The organism is Halomonas sp. (assembly GCF_052095695.1).
Lineage (GTDB): Bacteria > Pseudomonadota > Gammaproteobacteria > Pseudomonadales > Halomonadaceae > Vreelandella.
In genome coordinates, this window is sequence record NZ_JBQDLQ010000008.1 from 30320 (window position 1) to 50447 (window position 20128).

Sequence of the window (20128 nt, forward strand, 5' to 3'; positions counted from 1 at the left end):
CCGCCTAAAGCTGTGGATAAGTCAGGGGAAAACCCCTTTCTTATTTGTGCATACTGCGGATAACCGAGAGTCTCCTCACCTGGCGCGTTGGTTGTATAACGCACTGGGAGAAATAACGCCGCTACCTCCGCTTGCTCCTTTTGCTGGCGAGAAGCAAAGCCAGCTGTTTTAGACCACTTTTTTAGGTCAGCTAACTGGCATGCTGGCTATTGATCAGATAAATTGCGGTTACTTTCGGAAAATGGCGCTGGGTATGGCTCAATTTTCCGAAAACTAGCGCTCAGCGCAGACTTACTGCTTACCTTCAGTGCTTACACAACAATCGACTTAATGGGTGATGTATGGCGAAACTTGCACATGCACAATGGTCATCTCGTATGGGCTTTGTGCTGGCTGCCGCAGGATCAGCGGTAGGCCTGGGAAACATCTGGCGTTTCTCGTATATGACGGGCGAAAGCGGCGGCGCGGCGTTTGTATTGGTTTATCTAGCGTGTGTTGCGTTAGTGGGCCTGCCGATTCTAGTGGCGGAATGGATGATTGGCCGGCGCGGCCAAAAAAACCCCATCAACACCATGGCTGATTTAGCTAAACAGAACGGCCAATCATCCGCATGGGCATTAGTAGGCGCCAGCGGTGTATTAGCCGCCTTTTTGATTCTATCGTTTTACAGCGTCATCGGTGGCTGGTCGTTGAACTACACGCTAGGTTCCGTGATTGGCACCTTTAATGGCCAAGATGCCGACAGTATTGGTGAGCTGTTTGGAGGCATGCTAGCCAGCCCGTCCACGCTATTGCTTTGGCACTCGGCCTTTATGCTATTAGTCGTTGGAATTGTGGCTCGTGGGGTAACGAAAGGGCTGGAAAGCGCAGCCCGCCTCATGATGCCAGCGCTTATTGTGCTGATGCTGATACTGGTGGGCTACGGCGTGGCAAGCGGCTATTTTGGCGAGGCGCTGACCTTTATGTTCCGGCCTGACTGGAGTGCGCTAACGGGCGGTGTTGTGCTGGCTGCGATGGGGCAAGCATTCTTCACTCTGTCGCTAGGTATGGGAATTATGATGGCTTACGGCTCCTACCTGGGTGAAGACGTTAATCTGATCAGCACCGCGCGTACGGTCATTATTCTGGATACCACTATCGCCCTACTGGCGGGATTAGCCATCTTCCCGATCGTCTTTGCCAATGGCTTAGGCGCAGGCGAAGGGCCTGGCTTGATCTTTGTCACGCTACCGCTGGCGTTTGGCAATATGGCAGGCGGCACGATTTTAGGCCTGATGTTCTTTCTGCTATTAACCTTTGCGGCGCTTACCTCGGCGATTTCGCTGCTTGAGCCGGCCGTTGAAATGCTCGAAGAGCGCACTTCGCTTTCTCGCGTAATGGCGACACTGGTGAGCGGTATTGCGGTTTGGCTGCTGGGCGTCGCGGCGCTGCTGTCATTTAATGTGTGGTCCGACGTACTGCTGTTTGGCCTCAACATTTTTGACTTCCTGGATACCTTTACCAGCAAAGTATTGCTGCCGCTAACCGGCCTCGGCGCCATAGTGTTTGTCGCATGGTGCTTTAAACGCGAAAGCGTAGAAGCCGAGCTTGGGCTGTCAGCCACCGGCATCAGCGTGTGGAACATCATCGCGCGCTATGTAGCGCCCGCAGGCGTCGTTATTGTCTTCGTGACAGGGCTTATTTAGCCGCCACCGCCCTGGGGCTTACTCTAGCCTCAGTGCAATTCGCTCTCTTGCCGCTCTTCATCGGGCAAGGGGGCGATATCCCGCGATAATTTCTGAAATTCACGATGCAGCTCAATACCCCGCCGCGCCCTTAAGCTACGCTGGGCAGCGCTTCGCTGGCGCTGAGCATGCTCGTCCACCTGCATACTCATTAAAATATCAAGCAGTTCGCTTTTAACCGAGGTGATGCGTTCGACGTTTCTCATAATCGACGTTTCTCCAGGTGAATATGCTGTCGTTCACCTGCACCCATGGCGAGCGCTTTTCTTCACACAATCGCCAAGACGATGCAGTGCAGCACTTCACTTCTTACTATAACCTACTTGACAAAATGATGACTAATCTAAAAAAAATCGCCTAACGGACATTAAACACTCACCTCTATATCGCTTTCCTTCCCCGTTTACGCTATCGGTCAGGCATACTATGGCAAAGACTTAAGCCGCACGAATCTAATGCTGCAAACGCAGCGCAGTGCATATTGGATGTCAACACGTCTGGATAGCCCCGTCGTGCTGAGATATCCAGTGTGCCGGAGAGCCAAGGAGCTGAATGTGAGTCGCGCCCTGTTCGATGAGATGAGACGCCGCATGGAGCACTTTCGCCGCTCCGAGCAGAAAGTGGCGCGGTTTGTACTGCGCAACCCAGAAGAGGTTATCCACATGCGCATTGTGGATTTAGCCACCGAAGCGAAGGTCAGCGAACCCACCGTGGTGCGCTTTTGCCGGGCGCTGGGCTGCAACGGCTTTCAGGATTTCAAGCTACAGATGGCGCAAATGCTGGCCAGCGGTAGCCAGTTCGCACAATTTTCCATGAATGACAGCGACTCGGTGGCCGAATTTTCGCACAGCATCTTTGATTCAACCGTGGGCACACTGCTGTCCGTTCGCGACCGGTTGGATAACGAAGCTCTCGGCCGCGCCGTTAATGCCCTCGCCATGGCCAACCGGGTGGAGTTTTACGGTTTTGGTGCTTCTGGCGCAGTGGCGTTTGATGCTCAGCACAAGTTCTTCCGCCTGCAAATCTCGACCTCTGCTTACGCCGACCCGCACATGCAGAACATGTCCGCGGTAACCTTAAACGATGGCGATGTAGTGGTAGCGATTTCACAAACAGGGCGAACCAAGGCGTTAGTGGCCAGCGTTCGTTTGGCTCGCGAAGCGGGCGCCACGGTGATTGGCCTGTGCCCCAGCGGCTCGCCACTCGCAGAGGAGGTGAGCCTGCCGCTGTATATCGACGTCCACGAGGACACCGAGATCTACACGCCGCTTAGCTCGCGTATTGCTCATCTGGTGTTAATCGATGTGCTCGCCGTGGGAGTCGCCAAAACCCGCGGCCCGAAACTCGCCGAACAGCTCAAAGCCGTCAAGAAGAGCCTCAACACTCTGCGCTTTCCTGAAGAGTCTTAGTGCTTAAAATAAAATAAGCGGCCATCACTGTATACACAGCCAGTGGATAGGCTGTGCTAAACTGGCCGCCTATTTTTTATCCGGCAGCGGCTACTATGGACGACGTCACGGCGATTCTCGATCAGCTCAACTCCGCCCAGCGCGAGGCAGTGAGCGCCCCTCAAGGCAACCTGCTGGTACTCGCAGGTGCTGGCTCCGGGAAAACCCGCGTGCTGGTACATCGCATTGCCTGGTTAATGCAGGCGGAAGGGCTTTCGCCCTACGCGCTGTTAGCGGTGACGTTTACCAATAAAGCCGCTAAAGAGATGCGTACGCGTCTTGAGGCGTTGCAAGGCATTTCGTTGCGCCATGTGTGGGTCGGCACCTTCCACTCTATCGCCCACCGTCTGCTGCGCACCCACTGGCAAGACGCAAAGCTGCCGCAGCACTTCCAAATCATCGACTCTGACGATCAGCTGCGCCTGGTTAAGCGACTGCTGAAAGATTATTCGGTCGACGTTGAACGCTATCCGCCCCGCCAAGTACAGCACTTTATTTCCGGCTGTAAGGAAGAAGGGCTGCGTCCTCATCAGGTTAATGTCGATGGCGATGCCTATATGGGGCAGATGGTCGAGCTTTATGAGCGCTATCAGCTAACCTGCGAGCGCGGTGGCCTGGTCGATTTTGGTGAGCTGCTGCTGCGAAGCCTAGAACTATTGCGCGATAATCCGGCGCTGTTAAATCACTATCAGGAGCGCTTTGGTCACATATTGGTAGATGAATTTCAGGATACCAACACTCTGCAGTACGCTTGGCTAAAATTGCTCACCGGTATGAAAACGCCAATGACCGCCGTCGGTGATGACGACCAGTCAATTTACGGGTGGCGTGGTGCCAAGGTGGAGAATATCAGCCGCTTTGAGCAGGAGTTCCCGCAAACCCATACCGTGCGTCTTGAGCAAAACTATCGCTCCACCAGTGCGATTCTAGAAGCCGCCAACACGCTGATCAGTAACAACAGCGAGCGGATGGGGAAAAACCTGTGGACTGACGGCATTGAAGGCGAGCCCATCTCGATCTACGCCGGGTTTAACGATCTGGAAGAGGCCCGCTATATCGTCGACACGATCAAAGAGAAGGTCGACGAAGGCTTTAATCGCCGTGACATCGCGATTCTTTACCGCTCCAATGCCCAGTCGCGATTGCTCGAAGAAACGCTGATTCGCCAAGGCATGCCGTACCGTATTTATGGCGGCCATCGCTTTTATGAACGTCTTGAAATCAAAAACGCCCTGGCTTACCTACGCCTGATGCTCAACCGCGATGACGACGCGTCATTAGAGCGTGTGATCAATGTGCCTACTCGCGGCATTGGCACACGCACCGTTGAGATTGTTCGCCTGCGCGCGCGTGAGCAAAGCGTTCCGCTGTGGCAGGCGCTGCATGATGCAATAAATGATGGTTCGCTAAAAGGCCGAGCGGCCAATGCGGTGCAAACCTTCACCAACCTGATTGAACAGCTCGATAACGATGTCGCTGGCATGGCGCTGCACGAAATTATCGATCATGTGACGGTGCATACCGGCTTGATTGAGCATCACAAAAGTGAGCGCGGTGAGAAAGGCCAAGCCCGAGTAGAGAACTTAGAGGAACTGGTCACGGCTGCCCGCGCCTTTACCCAAGGTGATGTTTTCGAAGCGCCCGAAGCGGGTGAAGGCATGGCGGCACTGGAAGCGTTTCTTTCAGAAGCCGCCCTCAATGCAGGCGACCACGAAGCCGAAGAATTTGAAGACAGCGTACAGCTAATGACGCTACATTCCGCTAAAGGCCTCGAATTCCCCGTGGTATTTATTGCCGGTGTCGAGGAAGGCCTGTTCCCGCACAAAATGTCGCTTGAAGAGCCGGGCAGGCTCGAAGAGGAGCGCAGGCTATGCTACGTCGGTGTCACTCGCGCCATGCAAAAACTCTATCTGACCCACGCCGAAACCCGCCGCCTGCACGGCAAAGAAGTCTTTCCACGCCCCTCGCGCTTCTTACGCGAACTGCCGCCGCACCTGCTCGAAGAAGTACGCCTACGCGGGCACATTTCACGCCCGGTCACCGCCTCGCGCAGCTCCTTTGCTCAGCAAAGTATCGAAAGCAGCGGCGATATTCCCAGCCTGCACGTCGGCCAAGGAGTAGCACACCCCGTCTTTGGCGAAGGAGTGATTCTGAATGCGGAAGGCGAAGGTGCCCGTGCCCGCGTGCAGGTCAGCTTTGACGGTGAAGGCGTTAAGTGGCTGGTACTTGGCTTTGCCAAGCTAACCCCGCTTTAAACGGTTAACGAATGAGCGTTGCGCTCTATGGCTTGCCGATTAAAACCCGCTTAGCGCATACTGGCGGACGGACACTGCGCGCGTTTGCGTGTTGACAAAAAAATCATATAATTTCCGGAGACTTACCCGCCATGCAACGCCGTAACTTTCTCAAGACCGTCGGCATAGGTGCTGCCGGTGTCGCTGCTGCCCCCTTTGTCACTACAGCAAGCGCACGCGCTCAAGACACCTACACCTGGGACATGGTCACCTCATGGCCAAAAAACTTTCCTGCCCTGGGTACTGGCGCGAACGATTTCGCTCGCCGCGTTGAACAGCTTTCTAATGGCCGCATGCAGATCCGCGTTCACGGCGCAGGCGAGCTAGTGCCCGCGCTGGAAGTGTTTGATGCCGTCGCTGCGGGCACCGCTGAAATGGGTCACTCTGCCTCTTATTACTGGCGCGGAAAGGTGGCGGCTTCGCAGTTTTTTACCGCCGTACCGTTCGGCATGACCACCACTGAAATGAACGCTTGGCTGTATCACGGCGGCGGTCAAGAGCTGTGGGATGAAATCTATGGCAAACACAATCTCAAGCCGTTCCCAGTAGGGAATACCGGTGCGCAGATGGCCGGCTGGTTCAAAAAAGAAATCCACTCGCTGGCAGACATGCAGGGGCTGAAGTTACGCTTGCCAGGCCTTGCCGGTGAAGCCATGAATGCCATTGGCGTCAGCACCGTTAACATGGCGGGCTCAGAGATTTTCACCTCGCTGCAAACCGGCGTGCTGGATGCCGCTGACTGGGTAGGCCCCTACAACGATATGGCCTTCGGCCTGCATCAAGTCGCTGACTACTATTACACCTCGGTGTGGAACGAGCCAACGGCGGTACTGGAAGGCACCGTCAATCTGGATGCGTGGAATGCGCTGCCGGAAGACCTACAGGACGTCATTCGCGAAGCGGCGCGGGCATCAAACATGGCGATGAACAGCGAATTTGCCTATCGCAATGCCCAGGCGCTCGAAACATTAGTAGACGAGCACGGCGTCCAGCTACGTACTTTCCCTGATGATGTAATGGAAGCGCTCTATGCTTCCTCACAGGAAGTCATCCAGCACCAGATAGATAACGACGAAGAATCCCGTCAGGTTTATGAGTCTTACTCAGCGTTCCTGAAAGTGCTGCGTCCGTATACTGACGTGGGTGAATACGCCTACCTGAAGAGCCGCGATAGCGTTGGTGCCTAATAAACGGGTGCTTGTTAAACAGATACTTAACACATTGCCCAGCACGTAAGGGGCAAGCACGACAAAAGGGCGCACTTGGTGCCCTTTTTCTATCGGCGATACGGCCTCTTGAATAACGCCATTAAGAAAGGCGTTTGGCAAACTAACTAGTCGCTATGTACCGCTCGGATACGACCGTTGTCGTCTAGTGCCACCATCACAAAACGCGCTTCCGTGACTTTTTGGCGCTCTTCAATCCGCTGTCCATGAGGCGGACGCACCCATACTTCTACGTCGATCTTAATCGAGCTGTGGCCGATCTCTTGCACCTGGGTATAGACGCTGATCATTGAGCCAACGCGCACCGGGCTTAAAAAGTCCATGGCTTCAATTGCCACGGTCGCTGTGCGCCCGCCTGCTTCACGCCCGGCCGCCAGTTCGGCCGCCTGATCCATTTGATTGACCAGCCAACCACCGGGTATATCGCCATAAAGATTGGTATCTTGACGTGAGGCCACTAATTTTAAAGTAAGCTGCCCTTTGGGGGCGGGCACGTCGTCCAAATCCGTTTCCAAAAGAGTCATTAATTTGCCGCTTAATCAGTTTATTGTTGTAACCCTTGTTACCAGCACCGCGCTCAGGCGCTCTGACGAAAGCCGTTGCTGCATCGCAATACGATCAAAGGGATTCAGTTAATCATAAGAGGACGCCCGTTTGAATACCCGTTTGCATACTCTCTTATCGAGTGTTTCACATACTTCGCTGCGTACTTTTTCACAGACGCCGTTGAATGACCAGGGCGCTCAGCCACCTAGGCTCCACACTTTGCTGCGCTGGGTGGCCATGACGCTACTGCTGGTGAGCCCGTTTGCGTGGGCGCAGCCATCCCCGGTTAGCGGTACGTTGGGCGCCGTAGGCTCCGACACTATGGCGGGCCTGATGCTCCGCTGGGGCGAAACGCTCACGAACCGCTACCCGGATGTAACCCTGCAGTTTCAGGCGGGCGGCTCGGCCAGTGCACCAACGGCGCTGACGGCTGGTACGACGCGGCTGGGCCCCATGTCTCGCCCGATGACCGAAGACGAACGCGATAATTTTACCCAGCGCTATGGCTATCCGCCACTGGAATTAAAAATCGCTCGCGATGCGCTTATCATTGTCGTGCACCGCCATAACCCGCTACGTGCTCTCACTCGCCGCCAAGTCGATGCGATCTTCTCAACCTCGCTGGCCTGCGGCGCAGAGGCACCGATAAGGCGCTGGGATCAGCTTCCTTCAACATGGGACTGGTCGTTTGGGAGTATCGCACTACACGGGCGCAATTTGGCGTCAGGCACCCACGGGCTATTTCAAGAGCGGGCCTTATGCGGCGGTGACTTTCGCAATGATATCAGTGAACATCCCGGTTCATCGGCCGTCGTCGCGGCCGTGGGCGAATCAGCCAATGCCATGGGCTACGCGGGATATAACCACCTGACGCCCGCGGTTCACGCGTTAAGCCTGTACAACGACAATGGCGTCGCGATTCCTCCTAGTGAGGACGCCATACAGCGTGGCGACTACCCGCTGTCGCGCGACCTCTACCTCTACGTTAATCTACCGCCTAGTGAGAACCTCCCCCCCGCGGAGCAAGCATTGCTAGCGCTCATTATGTCTGATGAGGGCCAGCAAATTGCCCGCGCCTCTGGGTTTGTGGCGTTAGCCACAAGCACGTTAGAAGCTCAGCGGATGTGGTAAGCAACTGTCATTAAACTGTCATCAACATACCTTAAGGTGAGGAGACATTTTATGCGGAAGGATCCGTGCTGTGCGCGCCCCGGTTTGCCAATGATAACGACATGACCTCTCCTCGGTTAACGACGTCCCGCCAGCCGCTGCGTCTGCTGCAAGATCGCGTGGCAACAGGATTAATTACCGCTGGCGGTGTCGGCGTACTGCTCGCGATACTCGCTATCGGTATTTTTTTGGTATGGGAAACCCTGCCGCTCTTGGCGATTGGCGATGCCTTAGCGTTAACAACGCTGACGCCGCTTGCCTGGGGCACGTTGAAAGCCGCGCTGTCGGCGCTATTGTTTGCGATCCCCGTCGCCCTGGGGGCGGCCATCTACTCGGCGCTCTTTATGTCCGCGCGTTTGCGCAGCCGTATTAAGCCTACGCTAGAAATGATGGAAGCAATTCCCGGCGTGGTGGTGGGCTTTATCGCCGGGCTCATCTTGGCACCTTGGGTAGAGCGCCATCTGGCGAGTGCGCTGGTCATGATGATTTGGCTTCCGCTAAGCGCAGGGCTAGCGGGTTTCTGCTGGCATTTGGCTAAAGCACGCTTGTGCCGCCGTCTACCGCTGTCCTGGGCTGGGCTTTGGTTAGTTCCCTGGCTTGCGTTAATGGTGGCAGCAGCGCTATGGCTCACCCCTTGGATAGAGCAGCATTGGCTTGGCGGCGATTTACGCCAGCTGCTCTATCAGCGCTTTGGAATGGACTACGCTACTCGCAACGCGCTGATCGTGGGCATCGCCATGGGCTTTGCGGTCATTCCCAGTATTTACTCATTGGCGGAAGATGCGCTGGCCGATGTGCCAAAAACCTTGATTGAGGGCGCCCAGGCGCTAGGCGCTAGCCGCTGGCAGGCACTGTGGAAAGTGGCGCTGACGGCAGCGGGCCCCGGCATTTTCTCGGCAGTGATGATTGGTGCGGGCAGAGCCGTGGGCGAAACGATGATAGTGCTGATGGCAAGCGGCAATACCGCGCTGTTGAGCGCCAATCCGTTTGAAGGGATGCGCTCCATGTCCGCCGCGATCGCCATAGAACTGCCCGAAGCCGCGCCGGGTACCCAGACGTATCATCTACTGATTTTGGCAGCACTCGTATTGTTTATCTTCACCTTTTTAGTTAACACCTTGGCAGAGGTTGTCCGCCATCGCTTGCGGCGTCGTTACCGCCAGCTGGGAAGCATGCCATGACCGGTATGCCGACGGGTAGTGCACCTTCGCGCCGCCGCCGTCACTGGCTGGATGGTCTTTGGCCTTGGCTCTGCGCGGCAAGCGTTGCGCTTTCGCTTCTGATGTTAGGGGCGCTACTGACACTGCTGCTGGTTCGTGGGCTAGGGCATTTCTGGCCCGCCACGCTAGAGGAAGTCACGCTGCGCTCAGGTGAAACATTTGCGGGCCAAGCCGTACGCGAAGTGGCGCTACCCCAGCAGCCAGGGGACGAGCGCCTATACTTCACCGGCAATCGTGATATTGAGGACGCGCGCTGGCGCTGGGTCGCGATTGACGACATTGCCATGCAAGCCCAGCCCGCGGACCTGATTCGCTTAGAGCGCAGCCCCTGGGATGACTTTATCGGCCGCTTAGTGGCTATTGAGCAACACGATCAGCGCTGGGAGGGGGACGCCGCCTGGCAGCAGTTAACGTCGCTGTTAGCGCTGCCGGTTAGCCAACGTCCGGATAGCCAGCTACTGCTTATTACAGCCAGTGGCCAAGCCGTGCAACAGCCTCTGGCCAACGTGGCCAGCGCCCAAGCCCCCAATGCCATGACATGGCGACAGAAAACGCTCGCTTGGAGCCAATCCGTATGGCGCTTCTTGAGTGAGGGCCCGCGTGCCGCGAATACCGGCGGCGGCGTATGGCCAGCGATTTTTGGCACCGTCCTGATGGTGATCTTAATGTCGCTCATCGTCACGCCGTTTGGTGTACTGGCGGCCATCTACCTTAATGAGATTGCCCACCAAGGGCGGCTTACTCGATTTGTCCGCATTGGCGTCCGTAATCTTGCGGGCGTACCGTCCATTGTGTACGGCGTCTTTGGTTTAGGCGTGTTTGTGTATGGAATTGGCGGTTCGCTGGACGAATGGTTCTTCAGTGATACCTTGCCTTCCTCCACCTTTGGTACTGGCGGCCTACTATGGGCCTCTCTAACGCTCGCATTGCTCACTCTGCCGGTCGTGATTGTTGCAACCGAAGAGGGGCTGGCACGCATTCCTGAGGCTCAGCGAGAAGGCGCCGTGGCGCTGGGCGCTACGCGCCTGGAAATGCTGACCCGCATCGTGCTGCCCATGGCGGCCCCCGCCATGCTAACAGGCATGATTTTAGCCATTGCCCGCGCAGCGGGTGAAGTGGCACCGCTGATGCTGGTGGGCGTCGCTAAATTAGCGCCACAGATGCCGGTAGACGGTGAGTTTCCCTATCTGCATTTAGAGCGCAAGTTCATGCACCTTGGCTATCATTTATTTGATACCGCTTTTCACGGCGACGATGTGCAAGCCGCCATACCGCTGGTGTACGCCACCGCGCTGCTGCTGGTGTTAATTGTGCTGGTGCTTAATCTAACTGCCATATTTCTGCGTCATTATCTTAGGCGTCAACGGGGAAGCGAATGCTAGCGCCATTACATTCAGTTAATACCTCTCAGCCACCGGTCACGCATTTTTCACCAGAGCACTGCTGTCTGAGCATTGATCATCTTAGCCTTGCCTATGCGGGGAAAGTGGCGCTGCATGATCTAACGCTGAGCATTCCTCGTCATCGTGTCACGGCCTTTATCGGCCCCTCGGGGTGCGGTAAATCGACGTTATTAAGAGCCATCAATCGGCTGCATGATCTTAATGAAGCGGTGAGCCACAGCGGCCAAATTGTGCTGGAAGGCCAAGATATTCATGGTCCTCAGGTGAATGTGACCGAGCTGCGTCGACGTGTCGGGATGGTATTTCAAACGCCCAACCCCTTTCCCATGTCGATTTATGAAAACGTTGCCTTTGGCTTACGTTTGCAGCAGCGCCTGCCCAAGCGCAAGCGTGACGACATTATTGAGTGGGCGCTAACCTCTGCGGCGCTGTGGGATGAGGTGAAAGACCGTCTACATCGCTCTGCCTGGCAGCTTTCCGGTGGCCAGCAGCAGCGCTTAGTGATTGCCCGCACCTTAGCGGTAAAACCCGACGTACTGCTGCTTGATGAACCCGCATCGGCACTAGATCCCATTTCGACGCTCAAAATTGAGGAGTTAATTCGCAATCTCAAGTCAGAGCTAACCTTGGTGCTGGTTACTCACAATATGCAGCAGGCGGCGCGGGTATCGGACTACACCGCCTTTTTGCATCAAGGCGAGCTGATTGAATACGGGCCCACTGACCGGGTATTCACCAATCCCCGTTTGCAACGTACCGAGAACTACATCACCGGCCGCGTCACCTAGGCCTTATCGACGAAGACATCAGGAGTGGTCCATGGATATTACAAGCGATACCCACAGCCAGCATATCTCCCGCCAGTTCAATCAGGAGCTGGAAGAGCTTAAAACCCACCTGATGGCGATGGGCGGCTTGGTAGAAAAGCAGGTGCAAGATGCCGTCTTTGCTCTTTTGGAAGGCGATACCCGCTTGGCAGAGCAAGTACGCGACAATGATCGCCAGGTGAACGCCCTGCAGCTGCAAATTGACGACGAATGTACGCGCGTACTGGCCCGCCGGCAGCCGGCAGCATCCGATTTGCGGCTGGTGCTTGCGGTTATTCGCGCTACCTCTGACCTGGAACGCATTGGCGATGAGGCCAGCAAAATTGCCCGTAACGCGCTGCTGTTAAGTGAAAGCACCAGCACCATTCGTGGGCTAGTGGAAGTGCGACACATTAGCGAGCACGTGCGTAAAATGCTGCGCGATGCGCTAACCGCCTTTGCTCGCTTTGATACGGATCTCGCTATGCAGGTAGTGCGTGAAGACGAGCTGGTAGATGATGAGTACAGCAGCGCTATGCGTTCATTAATGACGTTCATGATGGAGGATTCACGCTCGATTACATCCGTACTGAGTATCATGTGGGTACTGCGTGCGCTTGAGCGCGTGGGCGATCATGCTGACAATCTTGCGGAGTACGTAGTCTATCTAGTCAAAGGCTTAGATATTCGTCACAGCAACCCTGACAGCCTAGACCCGCAGGGGTTAAAAAAGCCTTGACCTGATTAGGGTTTCCTCCTGCAATACGTCCAGGTTGCCAGGCAGCCTGGACGTTTGAATCATGAGGAGTCACCTAATGCTGGATGCTGTCACTGCGCTTAGCCGAGGTACACGCTGTGTTTATCAGCCGGGTATGCGGCGCTATATTTTCTTGCCCATTCTAATCAACCTCATCGTCTACATCAGTATGCTTAGCTTTGTGCTCTCGCGCTTTGATGGCTGGCTGGCGCATTGGATGGACATGGTACCCACCTGGCTTGAATGGCTGTCGTGGCTCATTTGGCCGCTGTTTGTGATTAGCCTGATCGTCGTCGTGTTTTTTACCTTTACGCTAATTACCAGCTTCATTGCCGCGCCTTTTTACGGCTTTTTGGCCGCTAAAGTTGAGATACAGGCAACCGGCCGCGAGCCCCTTGATGACCGCAACCTTACCCAAACGGCTATCGATGCGGTGGGTCGAGAATTTGTAAAACTTGCCTATATTTTACCTCGCGCGATCGGCCTATTTATCATCAGCTGGATTCCTGGCCTGAATTTGATTGCGCCACTACTCTGGGCACTATTCTCAGCCTGGATCATGGCGATTACCTATCTGGATTACCCGATGGATAACAACAAGGTAACCTTTAAAGATATGCGCCATCGCCTCGCGAAGCGTTGGTGGCAAAGCCTGACCTATGGCGGATTAATTACCCTGATTACCTGGATTCCACTAGCCAATTTATTTCTACTTCCAGGTGCGGTAGCAGGTGCCGTATTGATGTGGGACGAACACTATCGGGGCGTTCGAGATATTACCCCGAATTAAACGCATAGACCCCGCAGAAGCGGGGTCTATGGCGCTAGCGGTCACCGTACTTAGTGGCTACCAGTCAGTGCTATCGCCTTCATCACGGTTCAGATCTTGCGGGCTGTATTGGTTACCACGACGCGCGCTTTTGCCAGAATCAGCAGCACTGCTAGACGGAGAGAAATCAAGACTATCACCGTCATCACGCGTTAGATCACGTGGGGATACTTGAGCATCATCAGACATTTGAGACTGTGGCTTATCGATGACGTCCTGACCAACTGCGCGATCTTTATTCAACTCGATGGATGGGTGAGCCATTGCCAACGGGCTAGCAATCAAACCGAAAGAAATGCCTATAATGGCGACTTTATTGCTTAATTTTTTCAATAACATGGCGTTCTCCTCATTACTGCTACGTACCGCTAACGAGTAGTAAAAGTAACCGTTATCGCATTACTTCACAGCGGCTATCGTTTTCAATTAATTGTACGTGCTAGAAGTGCATACTGGATGCCAAAAAAATAAAAATATTTAACACTTCTGAAACTGTTTATACTGCTGGCATGGAAGAAGAAGCGCCTTCATGGCAAACTTTTTAACTAGTTCATCTTCTTTCCCCCTTAGCATGCATAAAGAATACCACAGCTAACATATATTACAAAAACACCATTAATCAATGGCATATAACACATGAATTACGGACAATAATATGACGCAAAAATAACAATCGCACTAAACTATTGTGTACAAATGTCACACGCGCAGGTTTGCATATGCCTTTTTGACACACCGATAGAAAAAAGCAGCGTTGCTGAGCTGAAAAACATAGCGATGATCAATAACGAGGCGTGCAGTCAGCAGGCCATATTTAACGAGCAGCGGTGAAGAGCTCGGCAGGAAAAACAGCAGACAGCAAAAAAATTAAACCCCACCGGAGGTGAGGCTTAATGTCTAGCTTGCAGATAGCTAATGCTAACGTTAGCTTCCAATCCTTGTGCGGGACTCCAACCTTGGATGTTACCCTCACTAACGTTTTGATTTCCTAGCGATTCATCCTTGAATCTAAAAACATCCTTATAGCAGAGTCCTTACAGACTCTCAGTACTATCTTTCTCTAAGTACTATTTTTCTCTAAGTACTATCTTTCAATACGGTCATTACATACCGCTATTTTCTTCTGGCAACTCTTCTGTACTATCAAAGTTAGCATCATCTGAATTACTAGTAGAGCTTGGCTCCATATCGCTGACGCCGTCACCTTCATCGTGCGTTAAATCGTGCTGATTTTTCTCACTGGCGGTATCCGTGTGAGTACCCTGCGGATCCATTGCCTCATCATCCGCAGTAATATCTTGGTTCTGATCAAAAGCTGTGCTTTGCTCAGATTCTGCGAAGGCTAGAGGGCTAGCCATCAAGCCAAACGTTAAACCTAAAATGCCAGCTTTCTTGAGTAATTCCTTGGACATCATATTCCACCTCCGATCGCTGTTTAAACCACTTAACTAAGAAAGAAAGGCTAATTTCAGCCAGCAATTCCTGCGGTCATCTCTCCTACTTACTTATATTCAAAGCAGAAGGCATGCCAAAATCTAATATAATAAAATTAAAATATTAATTATCAATTTCTTATAAAAGAAAGATAACAAAATAAATCTTAATTAGCGATGAAGCGCATTTAAATAGCGTGTAAAAATGACACATGAGCAAAGCTTTACCAATTCTTATGCCAATATTGCACACTTCTACAAATATTGTGCAGCATGCATTTCAGGCTAGCTCAGGCGCGAAGCGGGGAATATACAGCGGAATAAAGCCCCCTTACCCGGGTGAGATTCAATCAATAGCTGAGCATCATGGCGTAGCAACACGTGTTTGACAATTGCCAAGCCCAAACCTGTACCACCCGTCGTCGTGCTACGCCCCTTATCAACGCGGTAGAAGCGTTCAGTCAGCCGAGGGATGTGCACAGGATCAATTCCCTCGCCGTTGTCCTCAACGTCAATACAGGCTCCGCCAGCTTGGCTATCTTGCCAGCGCAACGTGATATGGCTTCCAGGCGGCGTATAGCGAACAGCGTTAAACGCGAGATTAGAAATCGCGCTGCGCATTTCCTGCTCGCTTCCTAGCAGACGTGCCTTGCTATCAAGCGCAATGGTGATGGTATGCCGCTGATCCGATAGCGCTAGCGCATCCTCACAAACACTCTGTAGCAAAGGCCCCAGCGACAACGGCTGATGATCCTTACCACTTTGGTCAATTTCTAACCGGGACAGCAGCAATAAATCATTGACCAAATTCTGCATTCGCTGCGTCTGCTCCTGCATTTGGTGAATACCTTTACCTAAGCGCGGAGGTAGCTGCTCGGCAAGATCGCCATAGGTTTCTAAATAGCCGGAAAGCACGGTGAGAGGGGTGCGTAGCTCGTGGGATACATTGGCCACAAAATCGCGGCGCATCTGCTCCAGACGGTGCAGACGCGTGATATCTCGCGCCATCACTAGCCGCTCATCGTCGCCGTACAGGGTAATTTGGTACTGCAGAATGCACCGCTCATCAATGGGTGATGTTAGCGTTAGCGGCTCACTATAGTGGCGGGCGTTGAAGTAGCTTATAAAGCCTGGATCGCGGAGTAAATTGGTAATGTGCTGGCCACGGTCGTGGGCCGTCTGCAGGCCTAGCATCTTGGTTGCAGCGCTGTTCCACCACTCTAGATCTCCATGGCGGTCAAGCATTACAACGCTGTCGCGCATCGCCTCTGACGACTCTTGAATACGCGCCAAAGTGGAGCGCAGCCGATTTTGCGTAATGCGCTGACTTTTTTGATAGCGGTATAAACGATCAAACAGCTCGCCCCATATACCCTGAGCAGCAGGAGGTTCATCATGGGGTTGAAGGGTTAGCCATCGATACAGCGCGCGCAGCTGTCGCAAGTGATAAAACAGATACACTGCCAAGCCAGAAGCCAGCCCCAGCCCTGCTGCATCCAATAACCAGCCAATGCTTGTCCCCAGCGAGGCTAGCCAGGCCAGTTGCCACAGTTCACGGCTCCATAGGCGCACATTTATACCCGTGAAGAGAAACGGTAACCGGTACCCCGAACCGTTTGAATCAGATTTTGATGGGTCTCGCCCAGCGCTTTACGCAACCGCCGAATATGTACATCTACCGTGCGCTCCTCAACGTACACGTTGCCACCCCACACTTGATCAAGCAGCTGACTGCGCGTGTAAGCGCGCTCCTGGTGCGTCATAAAGAACTGCAGCAGACGATATTCCGTTGGGCCCATCTCTAGCGCCTTACCATCGGTGCTGACGCGATGGCTCACCGGATCAAGCAGCAGTCCATTAACCTCTACGGGATCTTCAACACCGCGTGGCGTTGCACGACGCAAAACGGCTTTAAGCCGCGCCACCAGCTCGCGAGGTGAAAAAGGCTTGGTGATATAGTCATCGGCGCCGGCTTCAAGTCCCTGAATCTTATTATCCTCTTCACCTTTAGCGGTCAGCATAATAATGGGGATCTCAGCGGTGGCTTCTTCGCGCTTTAAGCGCCTGGCAAGCTCGATACCGTTGGTGCCAGGCATCATCCAATCAAGCAACAATAAATCAGGCTGGTGGTCGACAATCAGAGCATGAGCATCCTGAGCGTTATCCGCTTCGAGCACGCGATAGTCAGCCATTTCCAGCGCGACCGCAATCATCTCGCGGATCGGCGCCTCATCATCGACAATCAAAACGGTCTTGGCAGTCATAGCAGAGCCTCAAGGTGTGCAAAGAGAGCTAGTTCAAAGAGAACAACTCAATGACATGTCGATGACGATAACACCATGACTTGATGACAGTTACATGACAGCGGCGATTATTAGCCCGCCGCAGGCCACCAACTTAACGCAATACCGGCAAAAATAAACAAACCTGACCAAAAATTGTTGAGAAACGCTTGAAAGCACGCATCTCGGGCACGATGAAAAATTAACCGCTGCTGATGCAGAAACGTGGCTGCCATTCCTACAAGCCCTAACCAGAAAAAACCGCCTAGACCCACTCGCCACCCTACCCATGCTAATAGCAGTAATGTCACCACTTGTAATAAAGCGATAATGACGCGGTCCGCATTACCAAACAGCACGGCTGTCGATTTAATACCGATTTTTAAATCATCGTCGCGGTCCACCATGGCGTATTGGGTATCGTACGCCACCGTCCAAGCCACATTAGCAAAAAATAATAGCCAAGCCTCCAGCGGCACATAGCCCAGCACAGCGCCAAATGCCATGGGGATCGCCCAGGCAAAAGCGGCGCCCAGCACGACCTGAGGAAGGTGGGTATAGCGCTTCATAAACGGATAAATAATCGCTAACAGCACGCCACCCAGCGAGAGCACCACCGTGAACCAATTGGTTAGCAGCACCAAAATGAAGGCTATAGCGATCAATGCGATAAACAGCAGCTGGGCCTCGGTTTCGCTAATACGACCGGTGGCCAGAGGACGATTTTTAGTGCGCTTTACATGCCCATCAAAATGACGGTCGGCATAGTCATTCACCACGCAGCCTGCGGCACGCATGGCGTAAACGCCGGCAACAAAAATAAGCAGCACATTGCGCCCCGGTACGCCCTGCGCGGCAATCCATAGCGCCCAAAGGGCTGGCCACATTAATAGCCACGTGCCTATGGGCCGATCCAAGCGCATCAGCTGTAAAAAGTCTGCCACGCGAGCCAATCCCTTCGGCCGCAACAGTGAACGATCCATGCTTACCTCACGAAAAAGAAAACGCGGCTGTTAGCCTAGCGCGAAGGCAGATCAAGGTCATCCGCCATTGCCCGCAAAAAGTACTCTTGTACCAATAACGACAGGCCGTCATGCGTAAAGACCGAGCGCCGTCCCCAGCTACAGTCCTGCTCGACCCCATGTAGGCTAGCAAAAGGCGGGCGTTGTGTTGTCGCCTCTAATGGCCCTCGCACTAAGTCTGGCTGGCGAAATAACCAGCTGCCTAACGAACGCTCGCCCAAACGATCTAAACGCTGGCCTTTTAGCTGTGTCAACGGCGCTAATGAGCGCGCGACCACCCACGGCGTTTCATCTAAACACAGCGCTACTTCACGCAACCATGCATAGCGTTTAGGGCCAATGCCCAGTGCCTGGGCTTCATCGGGCAGCGGCCACCCCACACCTTGGCGCAGTAAACGCACCCGAAAAGGCTTGTCGCCTCCTGCGGCTGTTAAACGAGCGGTTAACGAATCGGTGGAGGCTACCCACTGCCACCATGGAGAGCTCATCGCGGGACGCGCCGCATGGACGGGGCGCCAGCGTGGAAAGAGATACATTTGCCGGCCAGCGGGTGGTGTCACCGAGTTCTCCAGGGCAATAACGGGAGCAGCTAGTGTAACATGACGCTCTAACAGGCTTTTGTTTCAGCAGCTTTTTCAAGAACTCTTTCAATAACTCTTTTAGCGACCTTTTGGATGTCTGCATGCCCGCATCATATACACAGATAACATCAGCGACACCGCTATCTTCTCACGCTGCGCTGGTGATTATTGGCACGGGAATGGCAGGCATAGGTCTTGCTCGTGCACTGCGACGGCAGGGCGACACACGCTCTATCACGCTGATAAGCGCTGACAGCGGCGATGATTACAGCAAACCCCTGCTTTCTACCGGCTTTAGTAAAGGGTTAGCGCCCGAGAAATTAGCTCAGCGAAGCGCCGCAGAGCTTGGCGAAGAGCTAAACGCCCGAGTAGTTACCCACACCCCAGTCAGCGCACTGGATGTGGATAACCAGTCAGTGCTTTTAGGCAATGCGCCAGGGCACGAGCGGCTGAGTTATGAAACATTAGTGTTAGCGACCGGAGCGGCCCCTCGAGTGCCTGTTAGCAGCGAGCCTAGCGTCGCTTCACGCTGTTTTACGGTCAACGATTTGGACGACTATCGCCGCTTTCATCAGGCGTTAAGTCACGGACATTCACGGGTAGCCATTGTAGGGGCCGGGCTAGTCGGCTGTGAGTTCGCTAACGACCTTCACGCCGGCGGCCACTCAGTGTCCGTCATTGCCCCCGAAGGTAATCTACTTGCGCGCCTGTTACCGCCGCCATTAGGTCACGCCTTAGGTGATGCGTTCAGCGACGCGGGTATCCGACTTTATTTAGGACGCACAATTGAATCGATAGCGCTCCGCCAAGCCAATGACATTGCGCTCCATTTAGATAATGGCTCCATACTAAGCGCCGACATCATTTTAATGGCGACGGGCCTAGCACCGCGCACAGCACTTGCCGAAGCAGCAGGGTTAACGGTGTCATCTAGCGGCATTGTGGTAGATCGCCACCTGCGCACATCGCACCCCAATATCTATGCATTAGGCGATGTCGCCTGCGTCGACGGGGTGAATGCCATGTACGTACAGCCGCTGCAAGCCAGTGCCAAAGCCCTTGCGGCCACCCTGGCCGGCACCCCCACCCGCGTGCGCTTTGGCGCATGGCCGGTCGTGGTTAAAACCCCGTTATTACCCGTGGTTGCCTATCCGGCTCCATCTCCCCCTGAGCGCTGGAGAATTGAAGGCGAAGGCGCCGATATCAGTGCCTCGGCGGAAGATAAAGACGGACGTTTGATTGGTTTTGCGTTGACAGGCGGCTGCGTGAGAAGGAAAGTGGAGCTTTCCAGAGCAGCGCCTGCGCTGCTAAGCTGATTTTCGCCGCGTTCCCAACTAGGATAGAGTAGCTAGCCTATTATGGTGACGCACCCAACAACATGCATTTG

19 protein-coding genes and 1 pseudogene are annotated in these 20128 nt (G+C 54.0%); 12 read left to right on the plus strand and 8 right to left on the minus strand.

Annotated elements, in window-relative coordinates:
• Both ACTH5D_RS02770 and ACTH5D_RS02775 read left to right on the plus strand, forming a co-directional pair.
• Positions 1–172: pseudogene (locus tag ACTH5D_RS02770) on the plus strand (DUF72 domain-containing protein); the annotation flags it as partial.
• 169 nt (positions 173–341) lie between these two features.
• Complete coding sequence (locus tag ACTH5D_RS02775) at positions 342–1685, plus strand: sodium-dependent transporter (RefSeq protein ID WP_441668159.1); 1344 nt, start codon at positions 342–344, stop codon at positions 1683–1685.
• 29 nt (positions 1686–1714) lie between these two features.
• On the opposite strand, the gene ACTH5D_RS02780 is transcribed toward ACTH5D_RS02775, so the two are convergent.
• Positions 1715–1930: a PA3496 family putative envelope integrity protein gene (locus tag ACTH5D_RS02780; protein WP_235040824.1), complete on the minus strand. Its 216-nt coding sequence runs from the start codon at positions 1928–1930 to the stop codon at positions 1715–1717.
• A gap of 348 nt (positions 1931–2278) precedes the next feature.
• Between ACTH5D_RS02780 and hexR the strand changes: the two genes are divergently transcribed.
• From hexR to ACTH5D_RS02795, 3 genes are all read left to right on the plus strand, one after another.
• Complete coding sequence (hexR, locus tag ACTH5D_RS02785) at positions 2279–3133, plus strand: transcriptional regulator HexR (protein WP_235040825.1); 855 nt, start codon at positions 2279–2281, stop codon at positions 3131–3133.
• Positions 3134–3228: 95 nt separating this feature from the next.
• Positions 3229–5427, plus strand: coding sequence for a DNA helicase II (gene uvrD, locus ACTH5D_RS02790; protein ID WP_441668208.1), 2199 nt, complete (start codon positions 3229–3231; stop codon positions 5425–5427).
• Positions 5428–5558: 131 nt separating this feature from the next.
• Entirely contained in the window at positions 5559–6653 is a 1095-nt protein-coding gene (locus tag ACTH5D_RS02795; RefSeq protein WP_441668162.1) for a TRAP transporter substrate-binding protein, read from the plus strand.
• Between the two features lie 146 nt (positions 6654–6799).
• On the opposite strand, the gene ACTH5D_RS02800 is transcribed toward ACTH5D_RS02795, so the two are convergent.
• The gene (locus tag ACTH5D_RS02800; RefSeq protein ID WP_441668164.1) at positions 6800–7216 is read right to left on the minus strand and encodes an acyl-CoA thioesterase; all 417 of its coding nucleotides are present in this window, start codon (positions 7214–7216) and stop codon (positions 6800–6802) included.
• Positions 7217–7475: 259 nt separating this feature from the next.
• On the opposite strand from ACTH5D_RS02800, the gene ACTH5D_RS02805 reads away from it, so the two are divergent.
• From ACTH5D_RS02805 to cysZ, 6 genes are all read left to right on the plus strand, one after another.
• A complete protein-coding gene (locus ACTH5D_RS02805; RefSeq protein ID WP_441668210.1) occupies positions 7476–8369 on the plus strand; it encodes a PstS family phosphate ABC transporter substrate-binding protein in 894 nt (297 codons plus the stop codon).
• A gap of 101 nt (positions 8370–8470) precedes the next feature.
• A complete protein-coding gene (locus tag ACTH5D_RS02810; protein ID WP_441668166.1) occupies positions 8471–9589 on the plus strand; it encodes an ABC transporter permease subunit in 1119 nt (372 codons plus the stop codon).
• A 5-nt stretch (positions 9590–9594) separates the two neighbouring features.
• Entirely contained in the window at positions 9595–11010 is a 1416-nt protein-coding gene (gene pstA / locus ACTH5D_RS02815) for a phosphate ABC transporter permease PstA (protein ID WP_441668212.1), read from the plus strand.
• The gene (gene pstB / locus ACTH5D_RS02820; RefSeq protein WP_441668168.1) at positions 11004–11819 is read left to right on the plus strand and encodes a phosphate ABC transporter ATP-binding protein PstB; all 816 of its coding nucleotides are present in this window, start codon (positions 11004–11006) and stop codon (positions 11817–11819) included. Before pstA ends, pstB begins: the two co-directional genes overlap by 7 nt.
• Before the next feature lie 31 nt (positions 11820–11850).
• Complete coding sequence (phoU, locus tag ACTH5D_RS02825) at positions 11851–12576, plus strand: phosphate signaling complex protein PhoU (protein ID WP_441668170.1); 726 nt, start codon at positions 11851–11853, stop codon at positions 12574–12576.
• 76 nt (positions 12577–12652) lie between these two features.
• Positions 12653–13384, plus strand: coding sequence for a sulfate transporter CysZ (gene cysZ, locus ACTH5D_RS02830; RefSeq protein ID WP_441668172.1), 732 nt, complete (start codon positions 12653–12655; stop codon positions 13382–13384).
• A gap of 57 nt (positions 13385–13441) precedes the next feature.
• Here cysZ and ACTH5D_RS02835 read toward each other — a convergent pair whose 3' ends face one another.
• The 6 genes from ACTH5D_RS02835 to ACTH5D_RS02860 all read right to left on the minus strand — a co-directional run bounded on the left by ACTH5D_RS02835 (position 13442) and on the right by ACTH5D_RS02860 (position 18696).
• Complete coding sequence (locus tag ACTH5D_RS02835) at positions 13442–13762, minus strand: hypothetical protein (protein ID WP_441668174.1); 321 nt, start codon at positions 13760–13762, stop codon at positions 13442–13444.
• Between the two features lie 764 nt (positions 13763–14526).
• Positions 14527–14838 carry a hypothetical protein gene (locus ACTH5D_RS02840; RefSeq protein ID WP_441668176.1) on the minus strand — a complete coding sequence of 104 codons (312 nt, stop codon included), beginning with the start codon at positions 14836–14838 and terminating at the stop codon, positions 14527–14529.
• Positions 14839–15141: 303 nt separating this feature from the next.
• Entirely contained in the window at positions 15142–16428 is a 1287-nt protein-coding gene (phoR, locus tag ACTH5D_RS02845; RefSeq protein ID WP_441668178.1) for a phosphate regulon sensor histidine kinase PhoR, read from the minus strand.
• A gap of 2 nt (positions 16429–16430) precedes the next feature.
• Positions 16431–17120 (minus strand): phosphate regulon transcriptional regulator PhoB, encoded by a 690-nt coding sequence (phoB, locus tag ACTH5D_RS02850; protein WP_441668180.1) that lies wholly within the window; start codon positions 17118–17120, stop codon positions 16431–16433.
• Positions 17121–17230: 110 nt separating this feature from the next.
• Positions 17231–18121 carry a 4-hydroxybenzoate octaprenyltransferase gene (gene ubiA, locus ACTH5D_RS02855; protein ID WP_441668182.1) on the minus strand — a complete coding sequence of 297 codons (891 nt, stop codon included), beginning with the start codon at positions 18119–18121 and terminating at the stop codon, positions 17231–17233.
• A gap of 35 nt (positions 18122–18156) precedes the next feature.
• Positions 18157–18696 carry a chorismate--pyruvate lyase family protein gene (locus ACTH5D_RS02860; RefSeq protein WP_441668214.1) on the minus strand — a complete coding sequence of 180 codons (540 nt, stop codon included), beginning with the start codon at positions 18694–18696 and terminating at the stop codon, positions 18157–18159.
• Between the two features lie 146 nt (positions 18697–18842).
• On the opposite strand from ACTH5D_RS02860, the gene ACTH5D_RS02865 reads away from it, so the two are divergent.
• On the plus strand, positions 18843–20057 hold the full coding sequence (locus ACTH5D_RS02865; RefSeq protein WP_441668184.1) for an NAD(P)/FAD-dependent oxidoreductase: 1215 nt from the start codon (positions 18843–18845) through the stop codon (positions 20055–20057).
• Positions 20058–20128: the final 71 nt, after the last annotated feature.